General features: G+C 46.8%; 15 protein-coding genes, 5 tRNA genes and 1 pseudogene. All 21 read right to left on the bottom strand.

All coding sequences use genetic code 11. The features are described from left to right. Window positions 1–3 precede the first annotated feature (3 nt). Window positions 4–378, bottom strand: coding sequence for a 30S ribosomal protein S12 (locus JSU04_17845; GenBank protein ID MBS1972173.1), 375 nt, complete (start codon window positions 376–378; stop codon window positions 4–6). A 142-nt stretch (window positions 379–520) separates the two neighbouring features. Then, a complete protein-coding gene (gene rpoC / locus JSU04_17840) occupies window positions 521–4,642 on the bottom strand; it encodes a DNA-directed RNA polymerase subunit beta' (GenBank protein MBS1972172.1) in 4,122 nt (1,373 codons plus the stop codon). Between the two features lie 145 nt (window positions 4,643–4,787). Next, window positions 4,788–8,897: pseudogene (rpoB, locus tag JSU04_17835) on the bottom strand (DNA-directed RNA polymerase subunit beta). A gap of 225 nt (window positions 8,898–9,122) precedes the next feature. Then, window positions 9,123–9,488 (bottom strand): 50S ribosomal protein L7/L12, encoded by a 366-nt coding sequence (rplL, locus tag JSU04_17830; GenBank protein ID MBS1972171.1) that lies wholly within the window; start codon window positions 9,486–9,488, stop codon window positions 9,123–9,125. 59 nt (window positions 9,489–9,547) lie between these two features. Further along, entirely contained in the window at window positions 9,548–10,075 is a 528-nt protein-coding gene (locus JSU04_17825) for a 50S ribosomal protein L10 (GenBank protein MBS1972170.1), read from the bottom strand. A 181-nt stretch (window positions 10,076–10,256) separates the two neighbouring features. Continuing rightward, window positions 10,257–10,961, bottom strand: a complete 705-nt coding sequence (locus tag JSU04_17820) for a 50S ribosomal protein L1 (GenBank protein MBS1972169.1) — start codon at window positions 10,959–10,961, stop codon at window positions 10,257–10,259. A gap of 11 nt (window positions 10,962–10,972) precedes the next feature. Next, on the bottom strand, window positions 10,973–11,398 hold the full coding sequence (gene rplK / locus JSU04_17815; GenBank protein MBS1972168.1) for a 50S ribosomal protein L11: 426 nt from the start codon (window positions 11,396–11,398) through the stop codon (window positions 10,973–10,975). A 62-nt stretch (window positions 11,399–11,460) separates the two neighbouring features. Further along, the gene (gene nusG / locus JSU04_17810; GenBank protein MBS1972167.1) at window positions 11,461–11,994 is read right to left on the bottom strand and encodes a transcription termination/antitermination protein NusG; all 534 of its coding nucleotides are present in this window, start codon (window positions 11,992–11,994) and stop codon (window positions 11,461–11,463) included. A gap of 9 nt (window positions 11,995–12,003) precedes the next feature. Continuing rightward, on the bottom strand, window positions 12,004–12,381 hold the full coding sequence (secE, locus tag JSU04_17805) for a preprotein translocase subunit SecE (GenBank protein MBS1972166.1): 378 nt from the start codon (window positions 12,379–12,381) through the stop codon (window positions 12,004–12,006). Window positions 12,382–12,424: 43 nt separating this feature from the next. Beyond that, window positions 12,425–12,500, bottom strand: a tRNA-Trp gene (locus JSU04_17800). Between the two features lie 94 nt (window positions 12,501–12,594). Continuing rightward, entirely contained in the window at window positions 12,595–13,785 is a 1,191-nt protein-coding gene (gene tuf, locus JSU04_17795) for an elongation factor Tu (GenBank protein MBS1972165.1), read from the bottom strand. Window positions 13,786–13,897: 112 nt separating this feature from the next. Then, window positions 13,898–13,972: transfer RNA gene (locus tag JSU04_17790), tRNA-Thr, on the bottom strand. Between the two features lie 9 nt (window positions 13,973–13,981). Beyond that, window positions 13,982–14,058, bottom strand: a tRNA-Gly gene (locus tag JSU04_17785). A gap of 79 nt (window positions 14,059–14,137) precedes the next feature. After that, window positions 14,138–14,223: transfer RNA gene (locus JSU04_17780), tRNA-Tyr, on the bottom strand. 31 nt (window positions 14,224–14,254) lie between these two features. Continuing rightward, window positions 14,255–14,330, bottom strand: a tRNA-Thr gene (locus tag JSU04_17775). Window positions 14,331–14,431: 101 nt separating this feature from the next. Further along, window positions 14,432–15,325, bottom strand: a complete 894-nt coding sequence (gene rlmB / locus JSU04_17770; GenBank protein ID MBS1972164.1) for a 23S rRNA (guanosine(2251)-2'-O)-methyltransferase RlmB — start codon at window positions 15,323–15,325, stop codon at window positions 14,432–14,434. Further along, window positions 15,312–16,004 carry an orotidine-5'-phosphate decarboxylase gene (gene pyrF / locus JSU04_17765; GenBank protein ID MBS1972163.1) on the bottom strand — a complete coding sequence of 231 codons (693 nt, stop codon included), beginning with the start codon at window positions 16,002–16,004 and terminating at the stop codon, window positions 15,312–15,314. Before pyrF ends, rlmB begins: the two co-directional genes overlap by 14 nt. A gap of 721 nt (window positions 16,005–16,725) precedes the next feature. Beyond that, window positions 16,726–17,544 (bottom strand): enoyl-CoA hydratase/isomerase family protein, encoded by an 819-nt coding sequence (locus JSU04_17760; protein ID MBS1972162.1) that lies wholly within the window; start codon window positions 17,542–17,544, stop codon window positions 16,726–16,728. A gap of 3 nt (window positions 17,545–17,547) precedes the next feature. Further along, entirely contained in the window at window positions 17,548–17,943 is a 396-nt protein-coding gene (gene arfB, locus JSU04_17755; protein MBS1972161.1) for an aminoacyl-tRNA hydrolase, read from the bottom strand. A 10-nt stretch (window positions 17,944–17,953) separates the two neighbouring features. Next, a complete protein-coding gene (locus JSU04_17750; GenBank protein ID MBS1972160.1) occupies window positions 17,954–20,095 on the bottom strand; it encodes a zinc-dependent metalloprotease in 2,142 nt (713 codons plus the stop codon). 56 nt (window positions 20,096–20,151) lie between these two features. Then, window positions 20,152–21,477 (bottom strand): alkaline phosphatase D family protein, encoded by a 1,326-nt coding sequence (locus JSU04_17745; protein ID MBS1972159.1) that lies wholly within the window; start codon window positions 21,475–21,477, stop codon window positions 20,152–20,154. Window positions 21,478–21,551 lie beyond the last annotated feature (74 nt).

Here is a 21,551-nt window from a genome sequence, read left to right as displayed (position 1 = left end):
TGACTATTTCTTAGGTCTCTTAGTGCCGTATTTAGAGCGTCCACGAAGACGTCCGTTAACACCTTGAAGATCCAATACACCGCGAATAATGTGGTAACGAACCCCTGGCAAGTCTTTCACACGACCACCACGAATCAAGACAACGCTATGTTCTTGGAGGTTATGACCGATTCCAGGAATGTAAGAAGTCACTTCGTAACCGTTAGACAATCTAACACGGGCTACTTTACGCAAAGCTGAGTTTGGCTTCTTTGGAGTCGTCGTGTACACGCGAGTGCAAACACCGCGGCGCTGAGGACAAGAAGTCAAAGCAGGTGACTTAGTTTGGTTTTTTTGAACAATACGCTCACTTTTGATGAGCTGATTAATTGTAGGCACTTCGAACCCCTTATAACAATTATTCCCAATATACGGATGCAGGAACCTAACCCTCGAACTTTGGCGGGTCAAGCCCTAGTTTATAAATTTTGTATACAGGGAGCTGATTTCAGCTCCCTACCCTTTATTAATTACACGCTTATTACGGCGTCGCTGTAGCGGACATACCAGGGAGAGATACAAATGGAACGTCTTCATCTTCCTTCACAACCACTTTCCAGCGTTTGTAAGAAGTCAAACCGGTACCGGCTGGGATCAAGCGACCCATGATGATGTTCTCTTTGAGGCCTCTGAGATGATCTGTTCTGGAGTTGATTGCAGCTTCAGTAAGAACCTTAGTAGTTTCTTGGAAGGAAGCAGCAGAAATCCAGCTGTCAGTGCTCAAAGACACTTTTGTAATACCGAGGAGCAATGGCGCATAAGTCGCTGTTTGACCACCCTCGTTTGTCACGCGAGTTGTCTCTTGCTCAAAGGCATATTTCTCAACCTGTTCGCCTGCGAGGAAACGTGTATCACCTGGATCACGAACCTCTACCTTACGGAGCATCTGACGAACAATCACTTCGATGTGCTTGTCATTGATACCCACACCTTGAAGTCTGTAAACTTCTTGGATTTCGTTCACAAGGTATGCAGACAACGCTTTTTCGCCAAGAACCGCCAAGATATCGTGTGGGTTTGTAGGTCCATCCATAAGGGCCTCACCGGCTCTTACGTATTCACCTTCACGAACGGCAACGTGCTTACCTTTAGGGATGAGGTATTCTTTTTGCTCACCCACTTCAGGAGTCACGATTACGCGCTGTTTACCTTTAACGTCCTTACCGAAAGTAACGTAACCATCGATCTCGGAAATGATTGCAGCTTCTTTAGGTTTACGAGCTTCAAACAACTCGGCAACGCGTGGAAGACCGCCCGTGATATCCTTCGTTTTAGAAGTCTCACGATGCATTTTCGCGATCATATCACCAGAGTGAACTTCTTGTCCGTCAGCAACGAGTAGCTGAGCCCCAACAGGGATCAGATAACGGGCAGGAATATCACGACCTGGCAATGTCATTGGTTTACCATTAGCATCAGTCAAGAATACTGTTGGTTTCACATCAGAAGATTTACTTTCAGTAATAACCTTCGTCGCGAAGCCTGTTACAGCATCCACTTGCTCAGTCATGGTCGCGCCTTCTTCGATATCTTGGTAAGCGATCTTACCAGACAACTCGGCGATGATTGGGTTGGAGTAAGGATCCCATTCTGCAACGGTAGCTCCTTTTACAACCTTTTCACCTTCCTTGAAGTTCAGGACGGCACCATAAACAAGCTTAAATCTTTCTCTTTCACGGCCAGCTTCATCGATCACCAAAGCTTCACCGTTACGATTCATAACAGTGAGTTTGCCTTGACGATTAGGCACAGCGTGAACGTTTGTTAACTTAATAGTTCCATCATAACGAGTCGTGTGAACAGATTGTTCAACCGCACGAGAAGCCGCACCACCCAAGTGGAACGTTCTCATCGTCAACTGAGTACCAGGCTCACCGATAGATTGAGCTGCGATGATACCTACAGTTTCACCCATGTTCACAGTCGCACCACGAGCCAAGTCACGGCCGTAGCAACGGATACAAACGCCGCGGTTCGATTGGCAAGTCAGAGCAGAACGGATCGTTACTTTATCGATACCGAGAGCTTCTACTTTTTTAACGTCGCTTTCTGTGAACTCATGGTTCGCAGGGATAACTACGTTATTAGTGTATGGATCCAAAACTTCTTTCAAAGCTGTACGACCCAAGAGACGCTCACCGATCGGCTGGATGATTTCACCGGCTTCGTAAAGCGGTGTAACTTCCAAACCGTCTGTCGTACCGCAATCTGTCTCGCTGACAACAACGTCTTGAGCAACGTCAACCAAACGACGAGTCAAGTAACCAGAGTTCGCTGTTTTCAATGCGGTATCGGCCAAACCTTTACGCGCACCATGCGTAGAAATGAAGTACTGGATAACTGTCAAACCTTCACGGAAGTTAGCCGTGATCGGAGTCTCGATGATCTCACCAGAAGGTTTCGCCATCAAACCACGCATACCACCCAACTGACGGATCTGATTCGCGGAACCACGGGCTCCGGAGTCAGCCATGATGTAGATCGGGTTGAATGATGGACCAACGGTCTCTTTGCCATCGATAACAAATTTTTGTTTCTCGATCGCATTCATACCTTCTTTAGCAACGCGGTCTGCGGTTTGCGCCCAGATATCCACTACTTTATTGTAGCGCTCACCATCTGTGATCAAACCTTCGTCGTACTGTTGCTGGATCTCAGTTACTTGCTTTTCAGCATCGGCGATCAAAGTCGCCTTCGCAGCTGGGATAACCATGTCATCGATACAGATCGACATACCTGCCGCTGTAGAATATTTGAAACCGAGTTCCATGATCTTATCCGCGAGGATGCAAGTCGCTTTCGCGCCGGCAACACGGAATGTTTTATCGATCAAGGCAGCGATTTGCTTCTTGTTCATTACCAAGTTCACTTCGTTGAAAGGAACTTCGCGAGGAACAGAGTCAGACAAGATCGCACGACCAACAGAAGTCTCTTCGAGCTTACCGTTGATACGAACTTTACAAAGAGCTTGCAAATCTACCAAGCCAGTTTCGTAAGCGTATTGAGCTTCAGAAACGCTAGAGAAGATTTTGCCAGTGCCCTTCGCGCCAGGACGGACACGAGTCAACCAATACATACCCAAGATAATATCTTGAGATGGATTGATGATCGGCTTACCAGACGCTGGAGAAAGGATATTGTTCGTAGACATCATCAAAACGCGAGCTTCTACTTGCGCTTCTACTGACAACGGAACGTGAACGGCCATTTGGTCACCGTCGAAGTCGGCATTGAACGCCGTACAAACGAGCGGATGCAATTGGATCGCTTTACCTTCGTGCAATACCGGTTCGAAAGCTTGGATACCAAGTCTGTGAAGAGTTGGAGCGCGATTCAAAAGAACTGGATGTTCTTTAACCACGTCAGAAAGGATATCCCAGACCTCAACGGCTTGCTGGTCTACGATTTTCTTAGCTTGCTTAATAGTTGTCGCAAAACCTTTTTCTTCGAGCTTGTTGTAAACGAATGGTTTGAACAACTCGAGAGCCATGGCCTTAGGAAGACCACATTGGTGAAGCTTCAAAGTAGGACCTACTACGATCACAGAACGACCAGAGTAGTCTACGCGCTTACCAAGAAGATTTTGACGGAAACGACCTTGCTTACCTTTGAGCATGTCAGAAAGTGAGCGAAGAGGACGTTTATTTGGACCCGTGAAAGTCTTACCGCGACGGCCATTGTCCAACAATGCATCCACAGCTTCTTGAAGCATGCGTTTTTCATTGCGGATGATGATGTCTGGAGCGTTCAACTCCTGAAGACGTTTCAAACGGTTGTTACGGTTGATTACGCGGCGATAAAGATCATTCAGATCTGAAGTCGCGAAACGACCGCCATCCAATGGAACCAATGGACGAAGATCAGGAGGAAGAACCGGAAGCGCTTCCAACATCATCCATTCAGTTTTATTGATGGAATTTTTGAAAGCCTCTACGACTTTCAAACGTTTAGACAATTTTTTGATTTGAGCCTCAGACTTAGTCTCTTTGATCTCCATGCGGAGTTTACGAGACAAGTACTCAGGATCGATTTTTCTCAAAAGCTCACGAACAGCTTCACCGCCCATGCCCGCTTTGAAAGTAGGACCGAATTCGTTCAGAGCGCCTTGGTAAGCTTCTTCTGAAAGAACCGTGCCTTCTTCAAGAGTGGTTTCCATTGGGTCGATAACAACATAAGCTTCACAGTACAAAACCTTCTCAACGTCTTTCAAAGAAAGGTTGAGCAAGTTACCGATACGAGAAGGAAGTGAACGCAAGAACCAGATGTGAGCAACAGGAGTTGCCAACTCGATATGTCCAAGTCTTTCACGACGAACTTTTGTTTGTGTAACTTCAACGCCGCACTTCTCGCAGATCACTCCACGATATTTCATACGTTTGTACTTACCGCACAAGCATTCGTAATCCTTAATAGGACCGAAGATTTTTGCACAGAACAAACCGTCACGCTCAGGTTTGAAAGTACGATAGTTGATTGTCTCAGGTTTTTTTACTTCACCAAATGACCAGTCACGGATCATTTCAGGCGACGCCAGAGATACTCTGACGGCGTCAAAACTAAGTGGATCTTTTGGTTTGTCAAAAAAGTTCAACAAGTCTCTCAAGGCTCACCCCTACATTTTCTTGTTGTTATTAAATTAATTCCTAGTGTTGATTACTGCCCGGCTCTTCCGGAGTCGGAATAGCTGGAGCTGCAATCACCTCTTCAATTTCACCCTCTTCAGAATCTTCGTCTTGATCTCTCAAGATGTCGGACTCCATCAACTCAACATTCAATGCAAGAGATTGAAGCTCTTTCACCAATACGTTGAACGACTCAGGCAAGCCTGGTTCGAGGATGTTTTCACCCTTCACGATGCTTTCATACATGCGTGTTCTTCCTGCTACGTCATCGGACTTAACAGTGAGGAACTCTTGCAATGAATAAGCGGCACCGTATGCTTCGATCGCCCAAACCTCCATCTCCCCGAGACGCTGACCACCGAACTGTGCTTTACCGCCCAGAGGTTGTTGGGAAACGAGTGAATAAGGTCCAATTGAACGAGCATGGATCTTTTCTTCAACCAAGTGATGCAGTTTCAGCATGTACATGATGCCCACTGTAACAGGGTTCGTGAATGGCTCACCAGAACGACCGTCAAAGAGGATAGCTTGTGCGCGCTCAGGAAGAGCTGCTTTTGCCAACAAGCCCTTCACATCTTTTTCGCGAGCACCATCAAATACAGGCGTACCAACGTGCACACCGTCTTTCATTTTCACGAGCATTTGTTTCAATGAATCGTCGTCTGCTTTGTCAATTTTCGCAGAGATATCAGAATCATCGAAAACGTCTTTCATTGCTTTACGTGCTTCATCAGACTTGAAGTTTTGGATGTACGCTGAAAGCTGAGTACCCAAGTTACGAGCAGCCCAACCCAAGTGAACTTCCAAGATCTGTCCGATATTCATACGCGAAGGAACGCCCAGTGGATTCAAAACCATGTCTACTGGAGTACCATCTGCCAAGTAAGGCATGTCTTCCAAAGGCAATACTTTAGAGACAACACCCTTATTACCGTGGCGGCCGGCGAACTTATCACCGACTTGAAGCTTACGTTTAATCGCAACGTAGACTTTAACCATTTTGATAACGCCTGGAGGAAGCTCGTCACCTTTACGGAGACGTTCAATCTTCTCATTGAATACCAACTTAACAGCATCCAATTGGTTACGAGCGCCATCGATGATCTTGTTTACTTGGAACTCAAGATCTTGCTCAAGAGGGATATAGCTCAGGAGCTCAAATGGAATAGTTTCAAGGTCCGCCTCAGTGAGGTTTTGACCTTTATTCAACAATTTTTGGCTACCGTCTTCATTCAAAAGAACGCCGGTAGTTACTTTGCCTACCAAGATGTCGCGGAGTTTAGAGATCGCGTTATTTTTGATAACGTTCTGCTCAACCGCCAAGTCTTTTTCAAGCTTGCGTTTTTTCTCTTCGATGATTGAAGACAAACGCTCATCGCGGTCTGCGCCTTCACGAGAGTAAACTTGAGCATCGATCACTGTACCGTAAACACCTGATGGAGCACGGAGAGAAGTATCACGAACATCGCCGGCTTTTTCACCGAAGATTGCTCTTAAGAGCTTTTCTTCAGGAGAAAGTTGAGTTTCACCTTTCGGCGTTACTTTACCAACGAGGATGTAACCTGGACGAACTTCAGCACCGATACGGATGATACCTGAAGTATCGAGGTCTTTAAGAGCCTCTTCACCCACGTTCGCGATATCGCGTGTGATTTCTTCTTTACCAAGTTTTGTATCACGAGCAACACACTCGAACTCTTCGATGTGGATTGATGTATAAACGTCCTCTTTCAAGAGACGCTCAGAGATCAAGATAGAATCCTCGAAGTTGTAACCCATCCAAGGAGTGAACGCGACCAAGATGTTTTGACCAAGAGCCAACTCACCGAGTTCCGTTGCCGGACCGTCAGCGACGATATCGCTCTTAGAAATGCGATCACCTACTTTTACGATAGGTTTTTGATTGAAGCATGTGTTCGTGTTTGTTCTTTGGTACTTCGTCAAGTTGTAGATATCTACGTTCGCACCGAGCTCACCGCCTTTTGCAAAACGGCGGATCACGATACGAGAAGCATCCACTTCTTCAACGATACCGTCGTTCAATGCAACGACAGACGTACCAGAGTCACGAGCAACGAGTCTCTCAACGCCTGTACCAACGAGTGGGGCGCGAGAACGGAGCAATGGCACCGCTTGACGTTGCATGTTCGATCCCATCAAGGCACGGTTGGCGTCATCATGCTCAAGGAATGGAATCAAAGAAGCCGCGATAGAAACGAGCTGAGATGGAGAAACGTCCATCAAACCAACTTTTTCTTTATCAACGATTTCGTACTCACCATCACGACGAGTGATAGTGGTTGGAGTTTGAATTTCTTTGTGACCAGCTTCATCGCGCGCAGCTGGAGCGATGTAGTGACCCGCCTCTTCCAAAGCAGATAAGTAATTGATGCTTGAAGAGATCTTACCGCTTTCAACTTTACGGTATGGAGTCTCGATGAAACCATAGTTGTTGATACGTGCGTATGTTGCCAAAGAAGAGATCAAACCGATGTTTGGACCCTCTGGAGTTTCGATAGGGCAAATACGACCGTAGTGCGTAGGATGTACGTCACGTACTTCGAAGCCGGCACGGTCACGAGTCAAACCGCCGGGACCGAGAGCTGACAAACGACGTTTGTGAGTAATCTCAGACAACGGATTTGTTTGATCCATGAACTGTGACAATTGAGAAGAACCGAAGAATTCCTTAACAACCGCGTTCACTGGTTTAGCGTTCACGAGGTCATGAGGCATCATCGTCTCAACGTCTTGAAGAGACATACGCTCACGAATCGCACGTTCCATACGAACGAGACCGATACGGTATTGGTTTTCCAACAACTCACCTACGGAACGAACACGGCGGTTACCCAAGTGATCGATATCATCGATCACACCGCGACCATTCTTAAGGTCGATCAAAGTTTTAATAGTAGAAAGAATATCTTTGTGAGTCAGAGTTCTGAACTCAGGAGGGCATTCTTCCATAGAGATACCGAATTTATGATTGATCTTGATACGACCTACTTCAGAGAGGTCATATGTCTCAGGATCAAAGAACAAGCGATGGAAGAATGTCGTAGCAGCTTCCAATGTAGGAGGCTCACCAGGACGAAGACGCTTGTAGATCTCGATCAAAGACTCATCTTTGTTGTTAACTTTATCAACAAGCAAAGTGTTTCTGAGGTAAGGACCAACGGTCAAACCGTCGAAGAAGATCATGAAGAAACGATCGATACCCAAAGCGATTGCTTTTTTGATCAAGCTTGCGCTCAACTCAGCGTTCGCATCAGCGATGATTTCACCCGTAGATTCGTCGATCAAAGGCTTCGCAAGAACTTTGCCGTCCAAATCTTCTGGATTTACTTCAACTTCAGTCAAGTTGATGTCTTTGATTTTCTTAACAACAGCACGAGTGATACGACGACCCGCTTTAACGAGTGCCTCACCAGTTTTAGGATCTACGATGTCAGCAATCGCACGTTGACCAGACATTCTTTCGATGTCGAGTTTTCTGTAGAGCTTGCCGGATTTTACGTAAACTTCATCGAGATCGTAGAAGTATTCGAGAAGTTTTTCAGTATTGTAACCAAGAGCTTTCAAAAGGATCGTCACTGGGAATTTACGACGACGATCGATACGTACGTGGATCAAATCCTTTTGGTCAAACTCAGCATCCAACCAAGAACCGCGATAAGGGATCACGCGTGCAGAGTAGATGAGTTTACCAGAAGTCGCGTTCTTACCACCATCGTGGTCAAAGAAGACGCCCGGAGAACGATGCAACTGAGACACGACAACGCGCTCAGTACCATTGATGATGAAAGAACCGTTCGCAGTCATGAGAGGGATTTCACCGAGATATACTTCTTGTTCTTTTACATCTCGAATACTGCGTGCTTCAGTTTCTTCATCAACGTCGAATACGATGAGACGAAGAGTCACTTTGATCGGAGCTGCGAAAGTCATACCACGCTGACGACATTCATCAACGTCGTACTTAGCTGGCTCGAGAGTGTAACTCACGAATTCCAAGCTCGCAGTGTTATTGAAGTCGCTGATTGGGAAAACGGATTTGAAAACTCCGTTAAGACCAGCTTCTCCACGACGATCTGGATCTGTATCTTTTTGCAAGAATGCTTCGTAAGAAGATTTTTGCAATTCAATCAGATTTGGAATGTCGATAACTTGTTTGTTTTGAGCGAAAGATTTTCTGATGCGCAGATTTGAGGCCGTGATTGGAGTTTTATCCATCTAATCTCCCTTAAAGATCAAACCATCTAAGTCGTTGAAACCGTTCTCATGTTTCAACACTAGAAATACACTGGGATTGGGGTAAACCTATCCCGTCGGCAAAAGCATAGCCGAAAAAATATAATCCCCCTACGTCTAGGGGTCAATGTTGCTTTTCAAGAAAAACGCAAAATGGCCTCTTTTTTGCATTGCTGCTTAAAAAGAGGCCATAAGATCATAAAATGATTACTTAACTTGAACTTTCGCGCCGGCTGCTTCAAGAGCCTTTTTGATTTTCTCAGCGTCTTCTTTAGTCGCGCCTTCTTTAACAGCTTTGCCGCCAGCTTCAACAAGTGCTTTAGCTTCAGCAAGGCCCAAACCAGTCAAGCCACGAACTTCTTTAATAACGTTGATTTTGTTAGCGCCCGCGTCAACAAGGATAACGTCGAAAGCAGTTTTTTCTTCAACAGCTGCAGCAGCACCGCCGCCACCAGCCATCATTACAGGAGCAGCAGCAGAAACGCCCCATTTTTCTTCCAACATTTTAACAAGTTCAGCAAGTTCAAGAACAGTTTTAGTCGACAATGCGTCGATCAATTGATCATTAGTCAAAGACATAAAATCCTCCGAAATAAATTTTTAAAAAATAAATACAAATACTAGCTTCACAATTAAGCTTGTGGAGCCGCTGCAGCAGAAGCATCTTCGCCGCCCAATTTCTTAACGTATTCGTTAATGCAACGAGCAAGTTTTGCCGCTGGCGCATTAAGAGTAGCCAAGAATTGTGCACGAAGCTGATCTTTACCAGGAAGAGTCGCCAAGAAATTAATCTTCGCAGCGTCCATTCCTTCGCCGTCCATTACACCAGTTTTGATTTGCAAAACTTCAACGTCTTTCGCGAAGTCTGCCAAAACTTTAGCAGTGGCATTAACCTCACCATAAGAGAACACAATTGCATTGGTTCCTTTAAGGGAAGTCGTCAAAGCTTTCTCTACGGCCGGGTGATCTTTTAGCGCTCTTTTCGCAAGAGTATTACGAACAACCTTCATCTCAGATTCAGAAGTATGAAGTTTTTTACGGAGAGAAGTAACCTGCTCCACTTTCATACCTTTGAAATCTACGACGAAGGCCCCTTTTGACTTGGCAAGTTTGTCAGTCAAAAGCTTAATCTCTTGTTCTTTATCAGCACGAGTGATCATCATATAAGGGCCTCCTTTCACTAGATTTATGTGCGAATCAGGTCGGTTTCGGGAGGGTACTTTGGGAAGTAAACTCTTTTTGCCTAATCTCGGTAGGATCCATCTGGAATTAAAGTCCCCGGTGGTTAAGCTGGGGACGACCTACTGTCTCTGATCGCAATAGTTTTCTTTAATAAATTAATTAAACGCTAGTTGCAATGCTAGCCGCTTGGTTCGTATCCAATTTCATGCCTGGGCCCATTGTAGAGGACACAGCAATAGATTGAAGATAGATACCTTTTGAAGAAGCAGGTTTTGCCTTCAAGATAGCTCCCATCAAAGTGAGGAAGTTATCGCGAAGTTTAGCATCGCCCATAGATTTCTTGCCGATACCAGCGTGAACAATACCCGCCTTATCAACACGGAAATCCAATTTACCCTTCTTCTCGGCAGTTACTGCTTCACCAACAGCCATAGTAACAGTGCCAACTTTTGGATTTGGCATCAAACCACGAGGGCCAAGGATCTTAGCAACTTTAGAAACAGTCGCCATCATATCCGGTGTAGCAATACATTTGTCGAAGTCCAACCAACCGCCTTGGATTTTAGCCACGAGGTCGTCAGCGCCCACGAAGTCTGCGCCTGCGTTTTTCGCTTCAGCCTCTTTAGGACCTTTTGCGAAAACAACAACCTTAACGGTTTTTCCAAGACCATGAGGAAGCGCAATCGCGCCACGAACTTGCTGGTCAGATTGTTTTGGATCAATACCAAGGCGAAGAGCTACGTCGATAGTTTCGTCGAATTTTGCTGTCGCATTTTCAACAACCATTTTGAACGCTTCGTCTACAGTGTATTTTTTTGTAGAATCAACTTTTTTAGCAGCTGCTTTGAATCTTTTATTTGCCATACATCACCACCTTAGTCCGCAAGCTCAATGCCCATGCTTTTCGCAGTACCAATGACTTGCGACATAGCGGACTCTACTTTCAAGCAGTTCAAATCTGGCAACTTAGTAGTCGCGATTTGCTTAACTTGATCGTTTTTAATTTTTCCAACTTTATCTTTCTGAGGCATTTTGGAACCTGATTCCAATTTCAATGCTTTCTTAATCAGAGAAGACACCGGAGGTGTTTTTGTGATGAAGGTAAACGATCTGTCTTGGTAAACTGTAATGATGATAGGGATGATGCTATCACCCAATGCTTGTGTACGAGCATTGAACTGCTTACAGAATTCCATGATGTTTACCCCATGCTGTCCGAGCGCCGGTCCAACGGGAGGAGCTGGATTAGCTTTCCCTGCCGGTATCTGCAGCTTGATCATTCCTGTAACTTTTTTTGCCATGACCCACTCCTGCAATAGGGTTGTTATTAATAATTCTCTCTAAAGTTTAGAGAGTTAAAAAACTAGTGCTTTTCCACCTGAATGAAGTCCAACTCCACCGGGGTTGGTCTTCCGAAGATGCTCACGAGAACTTTCACTTTCGCTTTGTCCTCATTGATCTCTTCAACAGTTCCACTGAAGTTAGAGAATGGACCGTCAATAACAGTCACGTTCTCGCCCACAGAGAATTTCACCTTAGGTTTTGGTTTCTCGGCAACGCCAGCCATTTGCTGAGTTACGCGCAAAACTTCGGCCTCTGGAACTTCGGGAGGACGAGTTTTAGCACCCCCAACGAAGCCTGTCACCTTTGATGAATGTTTTACAAGGTGCCACGTCTCGTCATTCAAGAACATTTGAACGAACATGTAACCTGGGAAAAATTTACGGGATTTTGTTTGTTTTTGGCCTTTTACCAGCTCCACAACGTTTTCAGAAGGGATCAGGATTTGACCAAAGAACTCTTCCATCTTCTGAGAGCGGATACGCTCTTCGATGGCAGTTTTAGCTGTTGATTCACAACCGGTCTGAGTATTTACGATGTACCATTTTTTTTCCATGGCCACTTCCTATCTCATGAGGGAGTTAATAACGTATCCAGACATCAAATCGAAAGAACTGATAATCACGCTGGAAATCAAAACCATGATGATCACAACGATCGTCATCGCAGTAGTGTCTTTACGAGTTGGCCATACTACTTTGCGAACTTCAGCCACAACCTCGTCAGCCCAAGCGACGATTTTAGAGTTAAATTGGAAATAAGCAAAAAGACCGAAGCCAACAATCAACGGCAAACCGTGACGGAAGAGGTCTGAGTCAGCTGCGCGAGCAACGACCGCAAAGGCACCAGCAAATGCTTTAATTAGCAAGCTTACTACGAGACCAGACAAAGCGCCGGCGATAGCAAAGCTGAGAGTGATAATTTTTGAGTTTGTCTTTTCCATTGTGCTCTCTACTTCCACAAAAGAGTTAAGCTCATCATTAAATTGGCAGGGGCGGAGGGATTCGAACCCACGACCTAACGATTTGGAGTCGTTCGCTCTACCGCTGGAGCTACACCCCTGCACCAAAAAATTTTAAGCCCTAAATAAGCCGAAGGGGACAATCTCGTCGAGATGTCCCCTGGCTGTCAATCTTCAATTTAAATGAAGACGCGATTACTCAAGGATTTCAGTAACAACGCCTGCACCTACTGTACGACCACCCTCACGGATCGCGAAACGGAGTTCTTTTTCCATTGCGATTGGAGCGATAAGTTCTACAGAGATTTCAACGCGGTCACCAGGCATAACCATCTCAGTTCCAGCTTTCAAAGTACAAACGCCAGTAACGTCTGTAGTTCTGAAGTAGAATTGAGGGCGGTAGCCGTTGAAGAATGGAGTATGACGTCCACCTTCTTCTTTAGTGAGGATGTAAGCTTCACCTTTGAATTTTTTGTGAGGCTTGATTGTTCCTGGTTTAGCAAGAACTTGTCCACGCTCAACTTCTTCTTTTTTAGTACCACGGAGAAGAACGCCGCAGTTGTCGCCCGCTTGACCTTCATCAAGAAGCTTACGGAACATTTCGATACCAGTAACAGTTGTTTTTTGTGTAGGGCGGATACCAACGATCTCAACCTCTTCACCAACTTTAACGATACCACGCTCAACACGGCCAGTAACAACTGTACCACGACCAGAGATAGAGAATACGTCCTCGATTGGCATCAAGAAAGTCTTATCAACTGCACGAGCTGGAGTTGGGATATAAGTGTCGCAAGCTTCCATCAATTTCATGATAGATGGACGACCGATTTCAGAAGCATCGCCTTCCAAAGCTTTCAAAGCCGAACCTTTTACGATAGGGATTTCGTCGCCAGGGAATTCGTATTTAGACAACAATTCACGAACTTCAAGCTCAACTAGTTCAAGAAGTTCTTTATCGTCAACCATGTCAACTTTGTTCATGAATACAACGAGAGCAGGAACACCTACTTGGCGTGCCAAGAGGATGTGCTCACGAGTTTGTGGCATAGGACCGTCAGCTGAAGAAACAACCAAGATCGCGCCGTCCATTTGAGCGGCACCAGTGATCATGTTTTTTACGTAGTCAGCATGTCCTGGGCAGTCAACGTGTGCGTAGTGACGTACGTCTGTTTCGTACTCAACGTGAGTTGTAGAGATAGTGATACCACGCTCACGCTCTTCTGGAGATTTATCGATTTGATCGTAAGACATAGCTTGTGCTTTACCAGCAGCAGCCAAAGTCGTAGTGATCGCAGCAGTCAAAGTAGTTTTACCATGATCGACGTGACCGATAGTGCCGATGTTTACGTGGGGCTTATTACGTGAAAACTTCTCTTTAGACATTATTTCCTCCTGAAGAGATTTTTATTAATTTTGTAAAATTCAAATTCAAATCAAAACAAACTTCAAAACAATTCCAACAACCTGGTCCTAATAACTCTCAGAGACATATTGATGGAGCCCTTGATCGGAGCCGAACCGACGACCTCACCCTTACCAAGGGTGCGCTCTACCACTGAGCTACAAGGGCGCTTAGTTTTGGAGCGGGAAACGGGTCTCGAACCCGCAACCCTCTGCTTGGAAGGCAGATACTCTAGCCAATTGAGCTATTCCCGCCCGACTCGATCTCCCTAAGCGAATGTTCGGCTCGCGCTTTGCATTCCCTCAAGTTTTTTGAACTACATGTTATCTAAGATGGTGGACAGGGAAGGATTCGAACCTTCGTAGTTGTGAAACAACGGATTTACAGTCCGTCCCCTTTAGCCACTCGGGCACCTGTCCGTTCTCACAAGAACGTGCACTTCAAAAAACTTGGAGCTGGTTATGGGACTCGAACCCGCAACCTGCTGATTACAAATCAGCTGCTCTACCAATTGAGCTAAACCAGCACCTTCGATAAATACGAATAGTTAAAAAGTCGAATTTATCAACCGAAACTTTGTACTGAAAAAGACCCTCGACAGTCAAAGGGTATTATTCGTTTTTTTACTTATTTTTTTCTCGAGGTCGCAGACTGGTGCTGACGAAGGGTCTCTGTGAGAGCCATAGCCGTCGCAACAGAGGCGTTGTAACTCGCCGCTGCAGAAGACTGCGGAATGTACACTAATTCATCACAAAGTCTCTCTGTGGTGACTCTCATTCCCTTGTCCTCAGAGCCAATCGCCCATACGACTTTCTCAGGCAGCTGGAGATCGAAGATCGACTTCTTTCCACGAGGGCTAAGACCATAGATCCAGTATCCCATTTTCTTAAAGTCTTCTGCGTACTTAGCGAAATTTGTGGTCTCTTCAACAGGCACGTGTTCTGCGCCTCCGCAAGCCACTTTGTGAACTGTCGGAGTGAGGCCCACTGCCCGATCTTCAGGCACTAAAACACCCTGAACACCGATCAACCAAGAGGTTCTGAGAATCGCACCGAGATTGTGCGGATCTTCGATCCCGTCGAGGATCAGCATGATGGATTTTTCGAAGTTTTCGAGGCCTTCCATGTCGAGTGTCGGCGCGCCATTCATAAATACCACGGCGCCCTGATGGGATGAGCCAAAACGGTCGATCACACTCTCAGGTTTGATTTCGATTTTCACTTTCGCCTTCAAAGCGAGCTCTTGAATCTCGCGAAGTTCGCCCGAGGACTCCCAGCCCTGACGGAGCCACATGATTTTTGCCATTTGCGGGCGCACATTCAGAGCTTCATTGATGGCGTGAGTGCCGATGACAGGACGCCAGTCTTTCGGAATCTCGGGCTCTTTGCCTCGACCCATGCCGCCTTGAGGACGCTGTCCTTGCTGAGGGCGAGAGCCCTGCTGTGGACGGCCGCCTTGTTGCGGGCGCGATTGGTTTTGAGATTTATTGCCACTGAATTTACCTGAATTATTTTTTCTCATAGAGTGCCATCACGTAGTCTGTCGCTGTTTCAAGGGGATTTTTTGCCTCGATGATAGGGCGTCCGACGACAAGAGCCGAGGCTCCTGCGTGGATGGCTTCTGCCGGGCCCATCACGCGCTTCTGATCTCCAAGGGAGTCCATACTAAAACGAATTCCAGGAGTTACAAGGTACAGGCCCTTATTTTGTAAAAGATCTAGCTCGTGCGGAGAGCACACAAGGCCCGTCATACCCGATTCAAGAACCAAGCTCGCCAGATCGGTCACGTGCTGGGAAATCGGTTGTTGTTTGAGATTCGAAGGCATGGAGTTTTGATCCCACGAAGTCAGAATCGTCACTGCGAGAATTTTAAAAGGACGCTGCTGATTGAGCTCTTTTTCGACGGCCGCCATCTTGGTGAGGGCCTCTTTTCCAGCGAGAGCATGGACTGTGACGAGGGTTGCGCCGGCTTCGAAGCTTGCACGAACAGCTGCCTCCATGGTCGAGGGAATATCGAAGTGCTTGTTGTCGACGAAGACCGGGCCACGCGCGGCGATTTCTTTAACCAGATCTTGGCCGTAGCGAAGACATAATCTTGGGCCGACTTTGAATCCTCCGACCACATCGGCGAGCTGATCTGCAAGCTTGAGGGCTTGCTCGCGACTGTCGACGTCAAGGGCTACGATGATCGGATTTTTCATGGGATGAGAGCGTTGGTTGGTCTTCACAAAGATCTCCTGGTTGACCCATGTTAGGAGTTTTCCCCAGGGGACTCAAGAGATAAGGCGGCGGGTGACGCCGCCGCCGCGGAGTGCGCTTATTTCATCAGCGCGAGCATGTGATCATACGCAAAAATACGAAATAAGAACGCCAAAACAACGATGGCCAACAATACTTTGATACCTTTTGCTTCTGCTTTAGTCATAAAAACCCCTTTTTAAACGAGAAATAAAACTGCCTGGGTCTTCCAGGACGATCTGGATTACTGAAACTGGAATGGTTTCGGTGAGCCTAATAGCTATGCACCGGAAACTATTTTTGCGAAGGGTTTAGATTGGCGGAGCACGGGAGTTGTACGCAGTGAAAATGAGCAATCGATTGAATTCATTGACTCGAGTTATGCGCCAAAAACAGGCTTTTTGTGGGCCGGATGTCGGCGTTGAGTTTGCGAAAATAAAGGGCTGAAAGTTTTTTTCCGGTGGGTGCAGCGTACGAACTGCGAGCGATTCCGTGGACGGTAGTGAGTGGATGAAATCATGAGCTGCGACTTTAAGGAACTGAGCTTGCACGAGAGAAAGCCACCTCTCTTGCGGGAGGAGATAGCTCATAAACAAAATCGCTAAAATAAAATGCAAAGCCTTCACGGGCTTGAGTTTAAAGTCCCAAGGGAGGATTTATCACCGTCCCCGCTTAAAAAAGCTTTTACTTTCCTTTAAATTCCGGAGTGCGCTTGGCTTTGACGGCCTCGAGCGCCTCGAAATGATCCTGAGTCCGCTGTGTGATTCCCTGGAAGGATGCGAGCAAATCTAGAGAAGTTTGCAAGTCATGCAGATAGGAGATCTTCATCGCTTTTTTTGCCATTTGCTGAGCCACCGGCGCGTTGTTGGCGATTTTCGTCGCGAGCTTTTCGGTTTCAGCTATGAGCTGCGATTCTTCCACGAGAAAATTCATCAGGCCGAAGTCTTTGGCTTTTTGCCCTTCGTAAATATCTCCGGTCAAAGTCATTTCCATCGCCTTGGAGTAACCCACTACGCGTTGAACGAAAAAGGTGCCGCCGTCACCAGGGATAAGTCCGATTTTTGTAAAGGTCTCGCCAAATTTTGTGGTGCTTGTGCCGATGCGGAGATCGCACATCATTGCAAGGTCGCAGCCAGCACCGATCGCAGCACCATTGACCATCGCGATCATCGGCGTTGAAAGATCTTCGATCGTTTTGGGGATTTGCTGAATGCCGTGCATGTAGCGCATACGAAGTTCATTGCTTTCACCCCGGAACATGCCGTTTTTTTCCTGCATCGCCTTCACATCGCCGCCGGAGCAGAAGTTTTTTCCTTCGCCAGTAACGATAATCACGCGGATGCTTGGATCGAAGTCGGCGTACTTCAAAACTTTGCAGAAAGAGTCGACCATCTCAAGAGTGATCGCATTGCTTTGCTCGGGATTGTTCAGCGTAATCCAAAGCTGATGATCACGGCGTTGAAGTTTGATGTGTGGATAAGTTTGCGAATAGAAAGAATCCATGGGCTACCATTTCTCACTGCGCATACGTTTTTTCTGCGAGTCTTTTTTCTTCGAATCCAAGCGCTTGCGCTGAGAGGACTTCGTCGGTTTGGTTTTGATGCGTTTTTTAGGCACAAAGAGTGCTTTTTCGAGAATCTCTTCGAATTTACGAACGGCTTCTTTGCGATTGCTGTCTTGATCGCGATGAACTTCGGCGCGAATCAAGAGCTCTCCCTCTTTGGTGAGCTGGGAGCTGAGTTTATAGATCAAACGATCTTTTTCTATTGGAGAAAAGGCGCGGGTTTCGAGGAGGTTCCAGCGCAGAATCACGGCGGATTCTGTGCGATTCACATGCTGGCCCCCGGCGCCACGGCTGCGGGTGAACTCAAAGCTGATTTCTTGATAGAGCTCATTCTTCATGAGCTCTATTCTAGAGGCCTACAAAGAGGTCATTCAACTGTTTTTGCAGTTCCGTTTCAACATATGCGGCTTCGTCTTTGAAATACTGATTCAAACGCGCCTGTTGATCGGCTGTCAGCTGGTAGGTACGGCCCTTGATAGTGCCTTGTCCTTTTGCAATGGAATCCAAAACCATTTGCAGGTCTGTCGTTGTCCAGGAAGAGCTCACTGGCGTTAGCAAGTTCTTCGCATCAGCGAACGTGCCGACTTCCGCAAGATCGTCTTTCAGCATCTGATCCAACGCGGGATCCGCGTCTGATTTCAAACCGCGTTGAATGACATTCTTCCACTTATCGAGACTGACAAAACCCGCATGGTTCTTTTGCATTTCAAGATAGGCCTTGAGATCTTTGAGCCCCAATTCCGTGTGGTTTTCGTTCAGGATGATATCGAGGTTGCCGGTGTAGACCTCTTGATCTTCAGGGAAGAGCGACGCAAGGATCGCATCATACTTCGTCTGCAACATACTCTGACGATTACGTAGGTGATTATTGATAAGGGATGTCAGCGTGCTGCCAGTCGCATCACCTTGCTGGCAATCGAAGATGGTCACGTTGTCGCGACCTTGAGAAATGATCAAGTCCTCGTCGCTGCAGTATTTTGAAACTGCAGGGTTCAAACCGTCGACCCCTTGGGAGTAGGCCCACTTCATAGCCATCTGGTCATAAGGAAGTGGGTGGTTTTTGATATATTTACCCAAAAGGATGTCTTCCGTGCCTTTGAGGTAATCCATAACTGTCGTGCCAGTCATAACGCTGTCGTTATTAGCGTCATGGAGGTAATCACTGACGGCCTTCAACACACCTTTTTGTGTAAGCGATACGCTCGCAGAGGCCGCGAAATTGTGGCGCAAACCAAGTGCATGCCCCGCTTCGTGAGCAACAACAGAGCGAACATCGTCTTGAGCAATGCGGAGCTCATCCGGGTTGCTCGGAAGGAAATCGCCTTTGTTGTAGGACTTCGTCAAATCACACGCCACCAGAGGGTTGATCACTGGAGTGAGCTTTTTCACATAACCTTTTGTGTGCGCGAAGGCCGGAGTCAGGAACAGCTGACCGCGGAGCATTTCACCCGTGAGTGGATCGTTCTGCGCCTGCGCGTATGCAAAGCCCGCGTCTTCCCATGGAATCCACCGAACCATGACGGCGTGCAATGGCGGCACTGAAGAGTCATCCACGCCCGTCTCTACACGAACGGCCTCGAAGCCGAAAACTTTGTTCCAGTAGAGCAAGCCCTCACGAACAGACTCGAGATATTCTTTTGGCGTATTTGCAGAAACCAAAAAGCGCACAGGGCCTTTTGGCGCACTGAAGTCCCACTTCGTGATGAAGATCTGTTTTTCATCTGCAACTTCAGGAGTCGCGATCTTCGTTACGAAGAAGCCAACGGTACGGGACTTGTCGGCTGCTTTTGGTGTGAAGTTCGGATTTTTCGAGTAAGGATAGAATTGAACATTGATGTTCAATGTGCTTTCCGTCACGTCGATCTTTGGCTTTCCTTCGTCTTTAGGATCAAAAGGATTGTCTTTCTTTGAAATGAGCTTTGTCTGAAGGATCTTGGAGATCTGACTAACTTCGATGAGATCTTTTGAAATACTGACACTCTTCACAAAAGAGTTCAAAATCTGCAAAGACGAACCGTTGGTGCCGTCGTCATCACCCATATCGATCTCAGTATCAAAAGTACCTTGGGTTCGAAGACTTGTAATACCGGCACCCCAATCGAAAGTAACGGAGTCCGCGTCGTCGGCGATGACATCGAAACTTTGGATCAAGTTCTTTGCATCCTCGTTGCCGTAGATAGCTTCGGTTGAAACTGCGAAGAGGCCGACCTGCGCGCCTGACTGCTGGAAGATCACAACAGAAGGTTTCAAGTCCATCCATTGAGGTGTTGTGTCGATTGACTTACCGGAGATCATCAACAAAAACGTTTTGTTCAAAGAAGACTTTGCGATTTTCACGCAGTTCTTTTTTGCACACGTTGCAGTTGAGAAAGACTCGAGAACATCTTTTGGCGGATATTGGTAAACGATTTCTTTTTCGGTTTTCGTGCATGCAGTAAGAGCTACTGCCAATGTCATTGCTACGACCGAAATTCCCATGAGACTTTTCATAAGATCCCCCTCAAAAAGCTTGAGAGTGATTATGTCTAATTCTGGGAGCTGTCAATCTATACGGCGATTCGAAGCGGTCGATTTACCACAGGAGCAGTCCCACCCGCGGTTGCGCAACTGATCTCTAGATCCATAGTTGCGTTCTGCAGAGTCGGCTGAACGATTAAGAAATTTTCATCTCCGTAGTAAAAAAGCTGGTTGGCGTCGTCCTTGCGATGCATGGCCCGGCCGGCAGAGCTGCTATGAATACCACTGGAAGTGATTTCATAGGTTTTAAAGCCAAAGAAAGACTCCGGAATCTCTTGCACCTGCGAGCAGTGAACGTCGCCGGAGAATAGGGCCACCGGTTTTTTCCGGCTGCGCAACATCGTTTGCAGTCTCAATAAACTTGGTTCGGCGCTTTTTTGCAGAGATTCCACAGTGAAGAAATAGCGGAAGAACTGAATGCCGTTTAAAAGCCAAACCGGAAGGTTACTGGAGTTAAAATCTTGATTAAACCAAGCTTCTTGAGCATCTCCCCATTGAGTTTTCTTTTTTTCAAAGAACGAGCGCCCATCCATGAAATAAGAGTCCATGCCGAAAGCTCTCAAGCGAAAGGCGGTCCCTGGGCCGAGCGAAAGGCGGCTATGCTGATCCGGGAGCGGATAGAAAGAACGGAACATTTCTTTCATCACTGCTTTGTAAGGATGATTGGCTCCACCATTGTTGGTTCCATAATCATGGTCGTCCCAAACTGCAATCGTCGGGATCAATGGCTCGAGCTGGTACATGTTTACGGTATTCCATGTTTGCACATAGCGCTCGAGGGCCGTGCTTGGGTCTTCGGGTGTCCCGATCACAGAGCTGACTCGGGAATTGCTGTAAACGATGTCACCGATAAAGAAAATCATATCCGGCGACTGCTGTTGAACTTGGTTGTACATCGCCTCTTGCAAATCGAGCTTGCGATAATTTGCACAGGAAGCGACCGCAATCCGTGGCGACGACATTTGAAGATCAATCCCCTTTAGGCTGCGTGTATCGAGGAGGACTCCGTTTGCATCATAGACGCCGATGGGGCTATAGGCGATCGTGGAAAGGCCCGTGACCTGCAGACGGTATAAGACGTAATTTGTATTGCTGATATTCTGAGTTTTGACGACGTTGACTTGAATGCGGCTCCCGGAAAGAGATTTAAAAGACCATCCCGCGGCACCTAAGACAACAATCAGACTTTCCGTTTCATCAGTCCACCCTTGCAACATCGGAACCCTGCGAGCTTTTTGAAGCGAGGGATCTGTTTCTTGAGCGGACGCCGCGCCGAAGGTGAGCATCAGTGGTGCAGCAGCCAAACCTTGGAGAAACTGGCGTCGCGCCAGTTGGGGATCTTTTTTGTGAGCCATAAATAAATGCTCTCAAAGTTGTTTGCTGAAGGCACTTGCGACGAAGTCCAGTCCAGTGGTAACAAGAGAGAGCA

This window comes from Bdellovibrionales bacterium (genome assembly GCA_018266295.1).
In the GTDB taxonomy this organism is placed as follows: domain Bacteria; phylum Bdellovibrionota; class Bdellovibrionia; order Bdellovibrionales; family Bdellovibrionaceae; genus JACMRP01.
This window is presented reverse-complemented; position numbering and strand designations above follow the sequence as displayed.

What these genes read in the sequence shown, in the direction of transcription:
- rlmB (MBS1972164.1), bottom strand. Translation starts at nt 15,325, where the DNA reads ATGAGAAAAAATAATTCAGGTAAATTCAGTGGCAATAAATCTCAAAAC.
- JSU04_17760 (MBS1972162.1), bottom strand. Translation starts at nt 17,544, where the DNA reads ATGGATTCTTTCTATTCGCAAACTTATCCACACATCAAACTTCAACGC.
- secE (MBS1972166.1), bottom strand. Translation starts at nt 12,381, where the DNA reads ATGGAAAAGACAAACTCAAAAATTATCACTCTCAGCTTTGCTATCGCC.
- JSU04_17825 (MBS1972170.1), bottom strand. Translation starts at nt 10,075, where the DNA reads ATGATCACTCGTGCTGATAAAGAACAAGAGATTAAGCTTTTGACTGAC.
- rplK (MBS1972168.1), bottom strand. Translation starts at nt 11,398, where the DNA reads ATGGCAAAAAAAGTTACAGGAATGATCAAGCTGCAGATACCGGCAGGG.
- JSU04_17745 (MBS1972159.1), bottom strand. Translation starts at nt 21,477, where the DNA reads ATGGCTCACAAAAAAGATCCCCAACTGGCGCGACGCCAGTTTCTCCAA.
- JSU04_17820 (MBS1972169.1), bottom strand. Translation starts at nt 10,961, where the DNA reads ATGGCAAATAAAAGATTCAAAGCAGCTGCTAAAAAAGTTGATTCTACA.
- pyrF (MBS1972163.1), bottom strand. Translation starts at nt 16,004, where the DNA reads ATGAAAAATCCGATCATCGTAGCCCTTGACGTCGACAGTCGCGAGCAA.
- tuf (MBS1972165.1), bottom strand. Translation starts at nt 13,785, where the DNA reads ATGTCTAAAGAGAAGTTTTCACGTAATAAGCCCCACGTAAACATCGGC.
- JSU04_17750 (MBS1972160.1), bottom strand. Translation starts at nt 20,095, where the DNA reads ATGAAAAGTCTCATGGGAATTTCGGTCGTAGCAATGACATTGGCAGTA.
- nusG (MBS1972167.1), bottom strand. Translation starts at nt 11,994, where the DNA reads ATGGAAAAAAAATGGTACATCGTAAATACTCAGACCGGTTGTGAATCA.
- arfB (MBS1972161.1), bottom strand. Translation starts at nt 17,943, where the DNA reads ATGAAGAATGAGCTCTATCAAGAAATCAGCTTTGAGTTCACCCGCAGC.